Origin of the sequence: Amycolatopsis sp. NPDC058986 (assembly GCF_042741125.1) — a bacterium.
Classification (GTDB): Bacteria; Actinomycetota; Actinomycetes; order Mycobacteriales; family Pseudonocardiaceae; genus Amycolatopsis.
Genome location: NZ_JBHYJW010000011.1, coordinates 1 through 15,346, shown reverse-complemented (window position 1 = coordinate 15,346; position 15,346 = coordinate 1). Strand labels below are relative to the sequence as shown.

Here is a 15,346-nt window from a genome sequence, read left to right as displayed (position 1 = left end):
CAGTTCCACCGTGCCGGGCTCCGGGGGGCTCATCGGCCGGTCGGCCGGGGCGTGGTGGCGGCCAGCGATGACGTTCTGGGGGTGGGCGCCGAGCACGGGGGGGTCGCCGCCGGTGTCGGCGACCGCGGCGATCCGGGCGGTGTCCGGCCCGGTCACCGCGACCGTGTTCCCGCGCGCCGTGAAGGCGGACACGGCTTGGGTGACGAGGCCGCGGGACAGGCCCTCGATCAGCGGCGGCAGCCCGTGCTCGTCGCCGGGGGCGGGTGCGCACAACCAGATTCCCAGCGGCACGGCTGCGGTTTTCCGCGACCGCGGTTGCCGGTGTTCGTCGATTTCTGTTGTGGATTCCGGCGAGAGAGGAATAGCGCTCATCGGGAGTGTCCTCGCAATTCGCGGTTGCGGGCTCTGACACTGCTCTAAAGCGCGATGTTGCTCGGGTTTTTGCAGACGAGTTTGAACTTTTTTCCGGACGTCCCGGCACGCCCTGCCCGCCGGGCGTGCGTTGCGGGCACGACGCCTGTCCCGGGCATCGCAGTGCCCCCTGGTGACCGCGCTGGCGATCACCATCGCGGGGTGGCGCACCGGCCAGGAGCGCCTGGTCCGCGCCTGGCAGGAAGCGCCGTCAGCGGCGCAGGTACACCCCGCCTGCGCGCCGCAGACGGCCTCGCACACCGAGGGATTTGAGGCGGCCAGGGGGCAGCATCCACCCGCGAAGCTCTCGGCTTCGGTGACCGGGGATCGCGCTCCGGGTGGTGCTTAGGCGCCGGTTCGCGCCGCAGGGGTATACGGACTGGAGCACGAACGAGCAATCGTGCTGAGGTACCTCGCCGGCGGTGCGCTGCGCCCGGTGCGGGCATCATCCGACCGCGAGAAGCGCCGCGTGGGGTGGCGCGCGCCTTCTCCTCACAGGTCGAGCCACCGCGGACCTCGGAGTCTGGGAGGGCGACTGCGCACCGACTCCGTGTCTGCTTACACCGCCGCGGGCGCGGCTGCACCACGGACGCCTGCGTCGTGTCCGCCCGGCGCCATGAGAGCACGGCCACGAGAGCACGCAGCCAGCTCGGCTGAGAGCGCCGCCGGGGTGGCCCTGGAGCCGTGCCGGGACGGTCGTTCACAACGGCGTTCACCACACCCGAGTCGGGCCTTCCGCGGCGCGCGTCGCCGCGGTCTGCTCCTCCTGTTGCCTGCGCAAGCAACCGACCTGCAAGCGGCTCAGCGACCAAGTGGTCGAAATTTTTCGGAGAACTTCCGGCGAGATCGGTGACCGCCCGGCCGACCCCCTTGCAGTTTCCTTGCACCGCAGGTCACGCGGTACGCGAGTCCGATCGGCAACCGGTATTGAGCGATCGGGGTGATTACCTTGCGGTTTCCTTGCAGCCCGTTTTCAAGATCAACAGGCAAGAAATGCGCAAGCGGTCTCCGGCGGCATGGAGGGCGTCCAGTCCACGCCGATCCGCTCCGATTGTTCCCCGCGGGTCGGCTCGCCCAAGGGGAGTCCTGCGATGCCGTCCAAGCACCCGGAGGCCCACCGCCCGCAACCATCCCGGGCCCGCCACCGCGACCGTGCCACGGTCGCCGAGCCGGTCGGGTCCGTCTCGGTGATGAACGCCGCGGAGTCGGCGTTCCGTCTGCTGTGCACCGGCCCGGAACCACTGGCCGTCGACTGCACGCGGATCGGGCGCGGGCTGCCGCGGCGATGCGTGCCGTTGGTCGAGTTGCGCGATGTAGTGCTGGACCGGGCGACCACCGCGGCCGCGCGGGCGGCGGTGTGGCGGGAGCTGGTACTCGCTGCGCAAACCTGTGGTCCCGCGTGGGTCATCGGCGCGGTCGGCGTCGCGCTGCCGGGGTTGCGCAAGGCGGCCGGGGAACTAGCGACCGGCTACACCGGCGACGTCGAGGACATCGACGCGGAGATGCTCGCCGGGTTCACCACCCGGCTGAAGGAGATCGATCCGGACGCGGGGTCGCTGGGGCCGCGGTTGGTGTGGGCAGCCCAGCGAGCCGGGGCGAAGTTGCGGACGGCGGAGTGGGACTACGCCGCCCACACTGTGCCGCGGTGGGAGTCGTTCGAGCCACGCCAGCCCGACCACGGCCATCCCGAACTGGTGCTGGCCGAGGCGGTGCGCGAGGGCGTGCTCACCGCCACCGAAGCCTCCCTGATTGCCGATACCCGGCTGGATGACATGCATCTGTACGAGGCCGCAGAAAAACTGGGCGACTCGTATTTCCGCGTACGTCGCGCCCGGGAAAAAGCCGAGTCCGCACTCATTTCCTGGCTCGGCGCCCAGCGCCCAGCAAAAAAGTCGAAATCCGTCTGCAAAAAGCCGGCCTGAACCCCGCTTTAGAGCGGTGTGAGGGGAATCAGGTCGAGAACCGGGCACACGCGCCCCACGGCAGCCGTCCGCCACCGCCGCATCCGCTGGGCACTCCGGGCCGCGGTGCCGGTGGCCGGCTCCCTGATTCCTCTCGCCTCCCCGTCGCCCACCCGCCCCCGGTGTCCTCGGGAGGGATCCTGGATGTCTGCGCACGCACCGCACCACCCGCGACGCCCGCGGCGACGGCGACTCCGCACCGTCACCCTCGTCGTGCTCACCACCACGCTGCTGCTGGTCACTGGTACACCCGCGTCGGCCGACCCGCTCGTGGTGGCGGCGCCGGGGTCGCTGGAGCAGGTCATCGACAACCTGCGCAACTTCCTGATCGGTCTGCTGGTCGGCTTGGCCACCTTGTTCTTGACCGTCGGCGGGGTCCGCTACCTGTCCGCGGACGGCGACCCGGGCGAAGTCGAGCGGGCGAAGAAGTCGTTGCGCAATGCCGCGATCGGCTACGGGCTGGCGATGCTCGCGCCGGTCATCGTCACCGTCCTCAAGGGCTTGGTGGGCTGACCCATGACGACCACCACTCGCTCGACCACGAGCGCATCGCGGCGCGTCGTTGTCCGGCTGCGCGTCGCGGTCCTGGCCGGGCTGGTGTGCGCGTTCGTCGCGGCCCTGCTGACTGTCTCGGCCGGGCAGGCGCACGCGCAGCCGCCGGTACTGCCGCTGCCGACCGTGGCCGCTCCCGGTCCGGAGATTCCGCTCCCTCCCCCGCCGACCGCCGCGCCCGCACCGGCGGCGGTGCCGCCGTCGCGGGACCCGTCGGTTCCGCTGCCGCTGCCGCCCAACCCTGACCCGGGCTGGCCCAGCGAACTGCCCCCACCACCCACCCCAGGTCAGCCCCTGCCAACGTGGACCCCGCCGCCCGCGCCACCGTCGAGCTCGGTGCAACCGCCGCCGATCGTCCTCGACCCGAACCACCCGGAAGCGCCGCCACCGTCGGCGACACCGCCGAGTCCACCACCGCAGTCCGAGGCCACGAATTGTGGGTGGCTGGACATCGTGTGCAAGGCCGGGAAGGCGATCGACAGGTGGTTCACCAACTTGGTGACCTCGGCGATGGATCCGGTGCTCGATCTGGTCGGCCGGACCTCGATGACCACCCCCGATTTAGCGGGCAATCCGCAGATCTCCCAGCTGTGGAACATCACCCGGTGGGTGGCGAACTCACTGTTCATCCTGTTCATCATCGTCGGCGGGATCGTCGTCGCCAGCCACGAGACGTTGCAGACCCGGGTCACGGTGAAGGAGACGCTGCCGCGGATCGTGGTCGGCTTCATCGCCGTCAACGCGAGCCTGTCGCTGATCGGCTACGCGATCACCGCGGTCAACGGGATCGCCACCGGGATCCTGGCCGGCGACTCCTCCGGCGGCATCACCACCGGGGTAAAGGACGAGATCCACCGCCAGCTCGAATCCGGCGGGATCTTCATGATCCTCGTCGCGCTCATCGTGCTGATCCTGGCCGTGGTGCTGCTGGCGATGTATGTGCTGCGGCTGGTGATCACGATCGTCCTCGTGGTCGCCGGACCCCTCGCCTTGGTCTGTCACTCCTCCCCCTACACCGAAGGCATCGCCAAGCTCTGGTGGCGCGCCCTGTTCGGCGTGCTGGGGATCCAGGTATTGCAGGCGATCACGCTGGTCGTGTTCGTGAAGGTGTTCTTCGTCCAAGGCACCTCCGGCCCCGCCACCACCGACCTGCTCGGCGTCTCCGGCGGGCTGATGAACCTGATCATCTCGGTCGTCCTGCTGTTCATCCTGATCAAGATCCCGTCCTGGGTGATGCAGCAGGTCGGCCTCGGCGGGCGCTCGCAGATCGCCTCGATCGTGAAGTACGCGCTGCTGGCCAAGGGGCTGGGAATGCTCGGCGTCGGCAAGGGCGCCGGCGCCGCTGCGGCCCGCCGGGGGCGCGATCGCCGCAGCACCGGGGGCGCACCGGCACGGCCGCGCGGGCGCGGCCCGACTGATGGCCCGCGTCCCGGTGGCGCGGTGCCCCACCGGGCTGCCGCAGGGTTCGGGGCGGGTGCGCAGCGGATGGCCCATGGGGCCGCGCGGGCGGCACGCGTGCGGGCCGCCCAAGCGTGGGCCGCGCCCGCCCACATGGCCCGCGACGCGCGCGCCGCCGCCCGCGAACGCCAGCAGCCACTGGGCGATGGCGGATTCACGCCGACGTCCGGCGCGTACGTGCCTGCACGGATGTCGAGCACGCCGACCGCGGCCACGGTGGTGCCACCGATCGAATCCACCCGCTGGGGCTCACCGGACACGCGGCGCCGTTCCACCACCGCGGGAGCGCGGTCTGCGGGGTCGTCGCGGGCGGCGCGCCCGATGACGGCGAGCCAAGCCCGCGACCGGACCATGCCCCGCGACACGGGCGCGGTCCCGGCTGCTCGCCGGAGTTCCTCGCCGCCGGTGAAGGCGCCCAGGTTCCAGGCACCCGGTACCGCGCCGCCCGCCCCGAGCGGGGCGAGCCGCGGCGCACGCGCGGGCAACGGCGAGGGCTCCGGTGCGGCGCGGCAGCAGCCAGGCGCGCCGCGCGCCGGCGCGGCGAAGCCAACACCGCGTAACCCGAGGAAAGGGGGTCGCTGATGCGCAGCGATGAGGAGGTACCGATGTCGGCGCGGGTGCCGGCCGATGTGGAGAAGCCGGACAAGATCGTGTTCGGGTTGACCGCGCGGCAGGCCGGGATCCTCGGCGTGACCGGGCTGCTGCTGTGGGGGCTCTACCAAGCGACCCACGCCGTGGTATCGCCGGTGGTGTTCGCCGCGGCGGCGATCCCGATCGCCGGGGCCGCGTTCGCGGTGGTGACCGTGCGTCGGGACGGGCTCACCTTGGATGCGTGGCTTTTGGCCGCGCTCAAACAGTGGCGTAGTCCGAAGCGGCTGGTGCCCGCCGACAGCGTGCACGGTGACACCGTGCCCGACGCGCCCGCCTGGATCGGAGTGAAGGCGGGGCCGCTGCCCGCACCGCTGCGGCTTCCCGCGGAGGCGATCTCCGTCGAGGGCGCGATCGACCTCGGCACGCATGGCACCGCGCACGCCGCCGCGTGCTCCACGGTGAACTTCGGGCTGCGCACCGCCGGGGAACAGAACGCGCTCATCGGTGGCTTTTCCCGGTGGCTGCACTCGCTGTCGGGTCCAGTGCAGATCGTGGTGCGTGCCCAGCGTCTCGATCTGGAGCCCTACCTCGAGGTGCTCGCGGACGAGGCGGGCGGCCTGCCGCACCCCGCCCTGGAAGCGGCATGCCTGGGGCACGTGGAGTTCCTGCGCGAGCTGTCGCAGTCACGGGATTTGTTGCGCCGCCACGTCACCGTCGTCCTCCGGCAACCCGCCACCGGACGGCACGGCCGCGACACCAGCGCGGCACACACTGTTGCGCGGCGCGCGCACGAAGCGGCGCGTGCGTTGCGGGGCTGCGAAGTCGTGGTCGCTCCGCTCGATGGTACTCAGGCCCATGCCGTGCTCGCCGCGGCTGCCGACCCGAACGGCGGCCCGCACGCGACCCGGGCGGGCACCGCCTCCGGCGTGGTCACCACCCAGCCCGACCTACGCCACCCCGCCGTGCGCTACGCCGCCGACACCGGCACCGCCGCGGACACGGCCGAGGACGTGGAGGTCGAACAGCGATGAATTCCCAGAGCACGCTCGCCCTGCTGCGCCACGCTGCCCGTCGCACGCTCGGTCGTCCACCGTCGTCCGGCGCGACCAGTGCGGGTGCGGTGGCCGGACCGGACAGGGTGGAGGTCGGGCCGCGGTGGCTGCGCATCGGCGACGGCTACACCGCCACCCTCGCCATCACCGGCTACCCCGCCGAAGTCGGCGCCGGATGGCTCGAGCCGCTCCTGTCCTACCCCGGCCGCCTCGACGTCGCCCTGCACATCGACCCACTCCACCCCGCGACTGCGGCGAAGCGGCTGCGCAAGCAACGGGGCCGCCTCAACTCCACGCGGAATTCTCGTGCGGAGAACGGCAAGCTGGATGATCCGGAGACCGAGGCCGCCGCAGCCGACGCCGCCGACATGGCGTTCGCCCTCGCCCGCGGCGAAGTCAAACTCTTCCGCGTCGGGCTGTACCTCACCGTGCACGCGCCCACGCGCGAGAATCTCGACGCCGAAGTCGACGAAGTCCGGTCGCTGGCGTCCTCGCTGCTGCTCGACGCACAGCCGGCGGCGTGGCGGTCGGTGCAGGGCTGGACCTCCACCCTGCCCCTCGGGGTCGACCTGCTCGGGATGCGCCGCACCCTCGACACCCCCGCCCTCGCCGCCAGCTTCCCCTTCACCAGCCCCGATTTGCCCGCGGTCGATCCGTCGCCGCACGCCCCACTGACCGGCCGCCTGTACGGCGTCAACGCCAGTTCGAACGGCCTGGTGTTGTGGGATCGCTGGGCCCAGGACAACTACAACTCCGTCACCCTGGCCCGCTCCGGCGCGGGGAAGTCGTACTTCACCAAACTCGAAGCACTGCGCTCGCTCTACCCGGACCCGCACCGGCCCACGCCGGAGGGCGAGGTCGGCGTACAGGTCTTCGTCATCGACCCCGAAGACGAATACCAGCGCCTGACCGACGCGGTCGGCGGCACCTACCTCCACCTCGGCGCGCCCGGTGTACGCCTGAACCCGTTCGACCTTCCACCCGGCGCGCAGCGGATCCCGGACGCCTTGACCCGCCGGTCGCTGTTCATCCACACCCTGCTCGCGGTCATGCTCGGTGAGGCGCTGTCGCCGCAGGAACGGGCGGTGCTCGACCGGGCGGTTATCGCCACCTACGCGCGGGTCGGCATCACCGCCGACCGCCGCACCTGGACCCGCCCCGCACCGCTACTGGCCGACCTCGCCGATGCCCTCGACGACGACGGCACCGCCACTGGCGACCCAGCCGGTTCCGACCTGGCGGCGCGGCTGGCGCCGTATGTGTCGGGCTCGTTCTCCGGCTTGTTCGACGGACCAACCACGACAGCCCCGGACGGGCATCTGGTGGCGATCTCGCTGCGGGACCTGCCCGACGAACTGAAGTCGGTCGGCACGCTGATCGCCCTCGATGCGGTATGGCGGCGCGTCCTCGATCCGCACCACCGGCGCCGCCGGCTCGTAGTGGTCGACGAGGCGTGGCTGTTGATGCAGCAGCCCGAAGCCGAAAAGTTCCTTTACCGGCTGGCCAAGAGCGCCCGCAAGTACTGGGCAGCGCTGGAGTTCGTGTCCCAGGACCCCGGCGACGCCCTCGCCTCCAAGCTGGGCAAAGCGATCGTGGCCAACGCCGCCACCGGGATCCTCCTGCGACAGTCCACCGCGTCCATCGACACCATCGCCACGGTGTTCCGGCTTTCCGACGGCGAACGCGCCTACCTCCTGGCCGCGGGCCGAGGTGAAGCGCTCCTGGTCTCCGGCACGAACCGGGTGGCCTTCCACGCCTTGGCCTCCGACGCCGAGGACGAGCTGATCACGACAGACCCCCAGGCCCTGGCCGAGCTGGACGCGGACGAGGAGGACGACCTCGAACCATGAACACACCCCCGAACATCTACGCCTTGATCACCACCCCGACGTCCGGGATCGTCGACGCGCTCACCACGACCGCTGACCGCACCTGCGCGTGGATACAGCAGCATCTCGCGTGGGTGATCGTGCTCGCCGTCCTCGCCGCCGCCTGTCTCGCCGTCCTGGCGAGACTGCGGCGCGCGGCACGACGCCGCTGGTACGCCGGCGCGCGGGTGGTGACCGTGCTGCCCCCAGCGGGACTCGACCCCGCCGCGGCGGTGGCCGGGGCGCGGCGGTTGTGGTGGGACCTGCCCAGCCTCGCCCCACCGCGCTGGAAGCGCTTCCTCGCCGGCGTGCCGCACCTGGCCGTCGAATATCACCTCGCCGCGGGCGACCTCGCCGTCCGCATGTGGCTGCCGGGGCCGATACCGACCGCTCGGATCGACGCCGCGCTGCGCGCCGCCTGGCCCGGCACCCTCGTCCTCGACCACTCCCCCACCCCGTCCCCACCGGGGCAGGGCGGTGAGTCGGCGCCCGCGGGCACGGCGGGGCTGGTGGTCACTGGCGGCACCGTGCGCCCGGAACGGCCCGAGCACCTTCCGCTGCGCGTCCCCGACCCGCGCGACGAGTCCGTCGATCCGTTGCGGGCGCTGGAAGCCGTGACCGGCCAGCTCGCCGAAGGCGAGTCCGCGGTCGTGCAGATCCTCGCAAGACCTGCGGTCGGACGCCGGTTGCGCCGCTACCGGCGCACCGTGGACCGGGTGCACTCCGGTCGTCCGGGACGTCGCTCGGCAGTGGCCAGCTTCGTGTCGGTGTTGGTGCGCGAGTTGATGGAGATCGTCACCGGCAGCAAGTCCACTGCCTCCACCCACGGCACCACCGAGCGGTCGCTGCGGCGGCTCGATCCGCAGCAGACCGAGGAACTATGCGAGATCCGGGCGAAGAAACTCCAGCCGCAGTGGGAAGTCGTGCTGCGGTATTACGCCGCCACCACGCATCACGGGCCGCAGCCCGCCGACCGTGTTCGCGGGATCGCCGACGCGTTGTTCGGTGCGTTCGCGGTGCTGGCCGGGCGTAACGCCCTGGCCCGCCACCGACTCCCCAAACCCCGCGCCACCGTTGCAGCGCGGCGGCTGCGGCGCGGTGCGCTGCTGTCGGCCGGGGAACTAGCCGCGTTGGCGCACCTGCCCGCCCGCACCGAGGCGCTGGCCAGCGGCCAAGCCCGCAGCGTGCCCGCACCCCCGCACACCACCCGCCGCCTCTAACCACCCACCGGGAGGAGTGTCGTTGCCCACCAACAAGAAACCCGCGCCCGCGGCCCGACGCGGCGACTCCGCAGCAGCGGCTGGCCCGGCGCGGCTCGCGCTACGCGCCGCCAACGATCACCGTCGCCAGACACCGAAACCGCTCGGCATCACCGACGCCGGACCAGCACGCCAAGTCGTACTGTCGGTCGTCGACGCCCGCCACCATCTCCACCTCGCCGGTACCACAGGGAAAGGCAAGTCGACCGAGCTGCTGCACCTCGCGCTCGCCGACATCGAAGCCGGACGCGGGATCGCCGTCATCGAACCCCGCGGCGACCTCATCCGGGATCTGCTCGACCGGATGCCCGAAGACGTCGGCGAGCGACTCGTGCTCATCGACCCCGACGAACAACTCGCACCCCCAGCACTGAACGTCCTGGACCCGGCCGGGCTCGGGGGCGAGACCGTCGCCGAACACCTCGTGTCCACCCTGCACCGCCTCTACGCCTCCTGGTGGGGACCGCGCGTCGAAGACACCCTGCGCGCCGCCGCCTACACCCTCACCGCCCGCCCCGGCTCCACGCTCGCCGACATCCCGTTGCTGCTCACGAATTCCCGCTTTCGCAAGGAAGCCACCCGCCGGATTCGGCGCGAAGATCCCACCGGGATCGGGGCGTTTTGGAACGCCTACGAGAAACTCACGCCCTCCGCGGCGGCCCAGCAGGCGGGGCCGGTGCTGTCCAAGCTACGCGCGGTCACCGCCCGCCGGTTCGTCGCCGACCTCTACGGCACCGCCACCAGCTCCTTCGACCCTGCCGACATCCTCGACGGCGGCATCCTCCTTGCCCGCCTCCCCAAAGGCGAACTCGGCGAAGACTCCGCCCGACTGGTCGGATCGCTGCTGGTGGCGTCGCTGTGGCAGGCCGCGATCGGCCGCTCACACCAGCCCGAGCACACCCGCGCCGACGCCACTATCGAGATCGACGAGGCGCAGAACTTCCTGCACCTGCCCACGCCGCTCGGAGATGCACTGGCCGAGTCCCGCGGCTACCACGTCGGCTGGGTGCTCGCCCACCAGCACCTCGACCAACTCACCGCCGCCCTGGCGAAGGCGCTGGATGCCAACGCCCGCAACAAATTCTTCTTCGGCGTCTCCCCCGACGACGCCCGGCATTTGGCCGCGCACGTCGGCCCGCACCTCGACGCGAGCGACCTCACCCGGCTGGCCCGCTACCAGGCCGCGTGCCGGTTGTCGGTCGACAACCGCGACACCACCGGCTTCACGCTGCGCACCCTGCCACCGCCCCCGGTGATCGAGGGCCGGGCCGACCAGCTGCGGGCCGCGGCCCGCGCACACGGCATCGACCGGGCCACCCGCGATCGCGCGCGCAGCCGCCGCACCTTCGCCACCCGCGCCCCGCACGACGACACCGACGTCGATTTCGACGGTGACCTCGACTGACGCATTTCCAAGGGTGCGCTGGTCGTCGCCCCGCCAGCCGTGACTGGAGGATTCCTATGCCTAACAACGGAAACACACCCGAGACGAGCCCTCCGGCATGCCGCCGGATTCGCCAACGGGGCGGGGTCGCCGACCCGGTCGAGCTGGCCTCCCGGCTCACCGAACGGGACCGAAGCCTGCTGCGGCTCTTGGACGAGCACCGCGTGCTCACCAGCGACCAGATCGCCGATCTGCTGCCGTATCCCAATCTCAACCGGGCACAGCGGCGGCTGCTCGCCTTGTGGCATTGGCACGTGCTCGACCGGTTCCGCCACCCCACCGCCAACGGGACGCTCACCGGCTGGCGCTACACCCTCGGCATCGCCGGACACAACGTGCTCGCCGCCATGCACGGCACCACCCCACCCCGGCCCAGCTCGGTCCGCGAGCAGGTGCTGCGCCTGGCCACCGACCCCCGCCTCGATCATCTGCTCGGCATCAACGACGTCGTCGCCGCACTCGCCAAGCATGCCCGCGGCAGCGGCGAGACCGAGCTGCGGCTGTGGCACGGCGAACGCTCCGCCGCCACCGACTGCGGCGGCCTGGCCCGACCCGACGCGCTGATCGTCTACCGCGAGCACGGCGCTGTGTTGGTGGCCTGCTACGAGCACGACACCGGCACCGAACCACTCACCCGCGTGCTCGAGAAACTCGACGGCTACGCCGAGCTCGCCCGCGCAGGCGGCCCGCACCCCGCGCGGAAAACACAGCAACGCCACGGGTTCTGGGTGCTGTTCGGTCTCCACTCGCCCACCCGCGAGGCCAACCTGCGCGACCGACTGACCGCGGTCGAGCACACCGGACCCGCGCTGGCCAACGGGGACGTCGGTTGGCATATCGCCACCGCCAGCGGCGACGACCTCGCGACGCCAGGCGGGCCGGTCTGGCTGCCCCTGCACGCCCGCCACCGCCGGCACCTGGCCGACCTCGCCCACACCCGCGCCCCCGCCGAGAGATAGAGGAGGGCCGCGTGAAAGCCAGCGTGAAAATCGCCGTGGCCGCAGGCTGCGTGGCTCTCGCGCCGGTCCTGCTCCTCTCTGCCAGCATCGGCGCGATCCTGGGCACCGACGGAGCCAGCAGCAACGCGGGCGGCGTGATCGCCTGCTCCACCACCGGCAGTGTGGCCGGATACGACCCCGACCAGATCGCCAACGCCGCCACCATCGTCGCCGTCGGCAAACAACTCCAAGTTCCCAAATACGGATGGGTGATCGCGATCGCTACCGCGATCACCGAATCCGGGCTCCGCAACCTGAACTACGGAGACCGCGACTCCCTCGGGCTGTTCCAGCAACGCCCCTCGATGGGCTGGGGCAGCCCACCCCAAGTCACCGACCCCACCTACGCCGCCACCCAGTTCTACAAGCACCTGCTCGCCGTACCCAACTGGCAACAGATAGGCCTCGCCCCCGCCGCACAAGCAGTCCAGGCATCCGGCTTCCCCGACCGATACGCCCACCACGAGCAGGCCGCGCGGCAGATCGTCGGCGCGCTAATCGGAGTGACCTGCGCGCCCACCGCGCCGAGCAGCGGAGGCTGGGTGGCGCCGACCGCGGGGCGCTGCACCTCGGGATTCGGGCCACGAGGCGGGGAATTCCACCGCGGGCAGGACATCGCCGCGCCGATCGGCACCCCGATCGTGGCCGCCAGCAGCGGACGCGTGATCGCCTCCGGCCCCGCCAACGGCTACGGCCTCTGGGTCCGCATCGAACACGTAGGCGGTGTAATCACCACCTACGGCCACAACAACCGCAACCTCGTCGCCGTCGGCCAGACTGTCCAACCTGGACAACCGATCGCCGAGGTCGGCGACCGCGGCGAATCCACCGGCCCGCACCTGCACTTCCAAGTCGAGCCCAGCGGACAATCCGTCGACCCGAACGCCTTCTACCGGCAGCAGAACGGCCCGCCGCTGTGCGCGCCGTAGCCCGGCGCGGACCGGATCGCCCTGCCTCGCACGGCCAGATGGGTCGATGCCGCCAAGCAGAGAACCCCGTCGGCGCCCGCTAACCTCGCCGCGCTGAGAGGACTGCGCGGGCAGGGGCCGAATTGTAGGTCCTCAGGATTGATGGCACTGATCAGTGATCTTGGCACTTGGATCGCACTTGTGCCGTCCAACACGAGATTTGTTTCCGACGCCTGGCATCGCGGCACCATTCGAGTACCGTTGCCGACGCGCGGCCGACATTCCTGGCGCTCCAGGTGAGTGAGTGGCCCTTCCCCTATCGGCACTTCCACGACCTTAGACAGGCGGAGAGATTGTGATGGTCAAGATGAATGCGGACGAGGTCTTTGTGCACAATCGCCTGCCAACGTAGAGGGCCTCTACAGCTGGCTTGTGTGCGAGCGGGTCAGGCAGGTGGCGGCTGTCTTATCGTCGTGGGGACCAGACGCCGGCGAGGCTGCCGCAGCTGATCTTCTGTCCGGTCAGTGCCGCGCGGATGCGAGGCTCCACATCGGAGTGTCCGGCGGTGCCGATCTCGGGTGGCACGTGGGAGGGTAGCGGCTGGCCCTGGGCGAGCCCCGTGGTCGTGACCGCCTGGAACAGCACCAGGTAGTCGCCCTGGCGGTCGAGCTGGTGGGCGGTGTCGATCATGCGCTGGTTGCCGTCGTCGACCATTTCCATCGGCAGTGGCCAGTCCATGGGGAAGGGGTTGTGCACCTTGAATACCGGGTACACGAACGCGTCGTCCGGCAGCACTGCCACGTTGGAGGCTGGATACCGGGTGAGGCAGTCGCGGATCTGGGTCAGGTACAGCCCGACACTGGGGTTGCTGCGGACTCCGCGCATCGCCGGCGCGGCCGTGCCAAGATGCGCGCTGAGTTCCCACTGCGGTAGATCCGCGTATGGCGCCCGGTCGTGCGCCTCCGCGAGTTGCACCCCCGTGATCACCATGATGACCGCACCGGCCGACGCGCCCAGTAGCCGCGGTGCGGGGATACGTGGCCACCGCAGGTCGGCGACGGCGCGGGCCAAGAGGTCGAGGGTGCCCAGCACCATCGTTCCGGCCAGCAGCGACGGGAACGGGTAGCCCCAGGACAAGGTGGACATCCATGCCAGCACGATGATCAGCAGGTGCTGCCACGGGAACTGGCGCCGCACGATCCCGTCGACGACCGAGGTGATGAGGAAAATCCACAGCACCGCGAACGACCAGTAGCCCGCGTGCTCGAACTTCCCCGCTACGACCACCCCGACGGTGACCACGGCGACAGCCAGCATTGCGATGACCCGGATCCAGGCACCCGCGCGCCCGAGCCGGCCCCGGAACGTCCAGGCCCCGGCGAGCAACACCACGCCGACGGCTGCGGCGACGATATAACTTCGTGGGTCTACGGTCCCGTCCGCGAACGTGCCAGCCCAGAACTGGTAGATGTTCTCGCCCCAGGTCTGCGTACCGCCAGTCAGCTGCGTCAGGGCTGTCGGGAGTCCACCGGAGGCGGTGACCATGCCGAAATAGAGCAGGGGCGCCGCGCCCAGCCACAGCAGGTCCACCATGAACCGGCCCCACCGGAATCCCCGGGCTCGTGCGGCGGGGTGCAGCAGCAGGATGAGGATGCCCAGCGGCACGGTGAACGCGAAACTCTGTTTGACGATGACGGCGAAGCCCAGGCAGAACAAGCCGAGCCAGCGCGCCCACCGCGTCTCGGCGCGCAGCCCGTGATCCAGCGCCCACCAACCCACGGCGGCCAGGAACACGCCGTCGACGGTGTGCCAGGCCATCACGGGGAACGTGTTGAGGTTGACCAGCACCGCCGCCGCGACCAGGCACATCCGCAGCGGCCCCCACCGCAACGGCGACGTCCTCGTCAGCAACGCGGCCAGCGCGATCGTCGCTACCGACAGCTGCACCATCATCACGAAGCTCGACGCCACCATCAGCGGCGCGGGCAACGCGAAATCCACAACATGCAGATACGCCGAGCCGAGCGGGCGCGGCGACACCATATCCACATGCGGAATCTCCCCGTGCAGAATCCGCCAGCTCGCCGCCAGCACGAAACCCTGATCGCTCGGATTGAAACCGAACCGGCCGACCCGGGCCACCACCCCGGCGGACACCACCAGCACACCAGCCACGAGCACCAGCGGACGCACCCACCGGGCCCACCACGGACGCGGAGCAAACGCTCTCTGATCAGACGGAGCTACTTCGACAACTACACTCATGACAAGAACAGCCCCGCCCTGCAAAGTAAGCTAGGTCACAAAGAAGTCGAGTCGTAACCATCTCTGCGGCGCACAGCAGTGTCCACAAGGGCCGTCTCAAACCAGAGGTTACTACACCCTCGACTTGCGCCCACCAACGTCCTTTCCATACAACGTATGCACGGAATTCCGGGCACACAGAACCGCATGTTGTGCACGGCATGCGCGATGATCAACGCTCCGCACATCGCCTCTCCACAGCAGAACGTTTCACTGACTCCGGCTACCGGGGGCCCTGCCGAGGACGATCTGCTGGTTCAAGCACTCCGGGAACCTCACCGAGAATGACCCCGGAAGTGTGTGCCGCGGTCATGGAGGCCGGTTCGATGACCGAGGGCTCGAGGCCGAATTCTTTACCGTGGGCGAGCGCGACCGGCCAGCCGTCACGTCGGGTGGGACAGCCAAGGTCGAGTACCCGGGTACTGCCTCCGACGAGGCGACAGCTATTGCGTCGCAACCGCTGGGTGGGCAGCGAGGCCGGGCGATGATTCCGACCACTCGTGCATGTCGAAGGCTGGGGTGCCGCCCGCACTACTGCGG

General features: G+C 70.5%; 11 protein-coding genes. 9 read left to right on the top strand and 2 right to left on the bottom strand.

Annotated features, from left to right (window positions below; genetic code table 11):
* The coding region (locus ACFW0G_RS12815) for a hypothetical protein (RefSeq protein WP_378325228.1) at window positions 1-372 on the bottom strand (372 nt) is incomplete at its 3' end.
* A 1,130-nt stretch (window positions 373-1,502) separates the two neighbouring features.
* Here ACFW0G_RS12815 and ACFW0G_RS12810 point away from each other — a divergent pair.
* From ACFW0G_RS12810 to ACFW0G_RS12770, 9 genes are all read left to right on the top strand, one after another.
* Window positions 1,503-2,333 carry a hypothetical protein gene (locus ACFW0G_RS12810; RefSeq protein ID WP_378325227.1) on the top strand — a complete coding sequence of 277 codons (831 nt, stop codon included), beginning with the start codon at window positions 1,503-1,505 and terminating at the stop codon, window positions 2,331-2,333.
* A 183-nt stretch (window positions 2,334-2,516) separates the two neighbouring features.
* Window positions 2,517-2,885 (top strand): pilin, encoded by a 369-nt coding sequence (locus ACFW0G_RS12805; RefSeq protein ID WP_378325226.1) that lies wholly within the window; start codon window positions 2,517-2,519, stop codon window positions 2,883-2,885.
* 3 nt (window positions 2,886-2,888) lie between these two features.
* A complete protein-coding gene (locus tag ACFW0G_RS12800; protein ID WP_378325224.1) occupies window positions 2,889-4,964 on the top strand; it encodes a hypothetical protein in 2,076 nt (691 codons plus the stop codon).
* Window positions 4,964-6,004: a PrgI family protein gene (locus tag ACFW0G_RS12795; protein WP_378325223.1), complete on the top strand. Its 1,041-nt coding sequence runs from the start codon at window positions 4,964-4,966 to the stop codon at window positions 6,002-6,004. Before ACFW0G_RS12800 ends, ACFW0G_RS12795 begins: the two co-directional genes overlap by 1 nt.
* Entirely contained in the window at window positions 6,001-7,875 is a 1,875-nt protein-coding gene (locus ACFW0G_RS12790; RefSeq protein ID WP_378325222.1) for a VirB4 family type IV secretion system protein, read from the top strand. Before ACFW0G_RS12795 ends, ACFW0G_RS12790 begins: the two co-directional genes overlap by 4 nt.
* Window positions 7,872-9,113, top strand: a complete 1,242-nt coding sequence (locus tag ACFW0G_RS12785; RefSeq protein WP_378325220.1) for a hypothetical protein — start codon at window positions 7,872-7,874, stop codon at window positions 9,111-9,113. The genes ACFW0G_RS12790 and ACFW0G_RS12785 overlap by 4 nt, the downstream gene beginning before the upstream one ends.
* 22 nt (window positions 9,114-9,135) lie before the next feature.
* Window positions 9,136-10,557 (top strand): type IV secretory system conjugative DNA transfer family protein, encoded by a 1,422-nt coding sequence (locus ACFW0G_RS12780; protein ID WP_378325219.1) that lies wholly within the window; start codon window positions 9,136-9,138, stop codon window positions 10,555-10,557.
* Between the two features lie 56 nt (window positions 10,558-10,613).
* Window positions 10,614-11,555, top strand: a complete 942-nt coding sequence (locus ACFW0G_RS12775) for a replication-relaxation family protein (RefSeq protein ID WP_378325218.1) — start codon at window positions 10,614-10,616, stop codon at window positions 11,553-11,555.
* 11 nt (window positions 11,556-11,566) lie between these two features.
* Window positions 11,567-12,523, top strand: a complete 957-nt coding sequence (locus ACFW0G_RS12770; RefSeq protein ID WP_378325216.1) for a M23 family metallopeptidase — start codon at window positions 11,567-11,569, stop codon at window positions 12,521-12,523.
* Window positions 12,524-12,967: 444 nt separating this feature from the next.
* Here ACFW0G_RS12770 and ACFW0G_RS12765 read toward each other — a convergent pair whose 3' ends face one another.
* Window positions 12,968-14,677 carry a hypothetical protein gene (locus ACFW0G_RS12765; RefSeq protein ID WP_378325215.1) on the bottom strand — a complete coding sequence of 570 codons (1,710 nt, stop codon included), beginning with the start codon at window positions 14,675-14,677 and terminating at the stop codon, window positions 12,968-12,970.
* Window positions 14,678-15,346 lie beyond the last annotated feature (669 nt).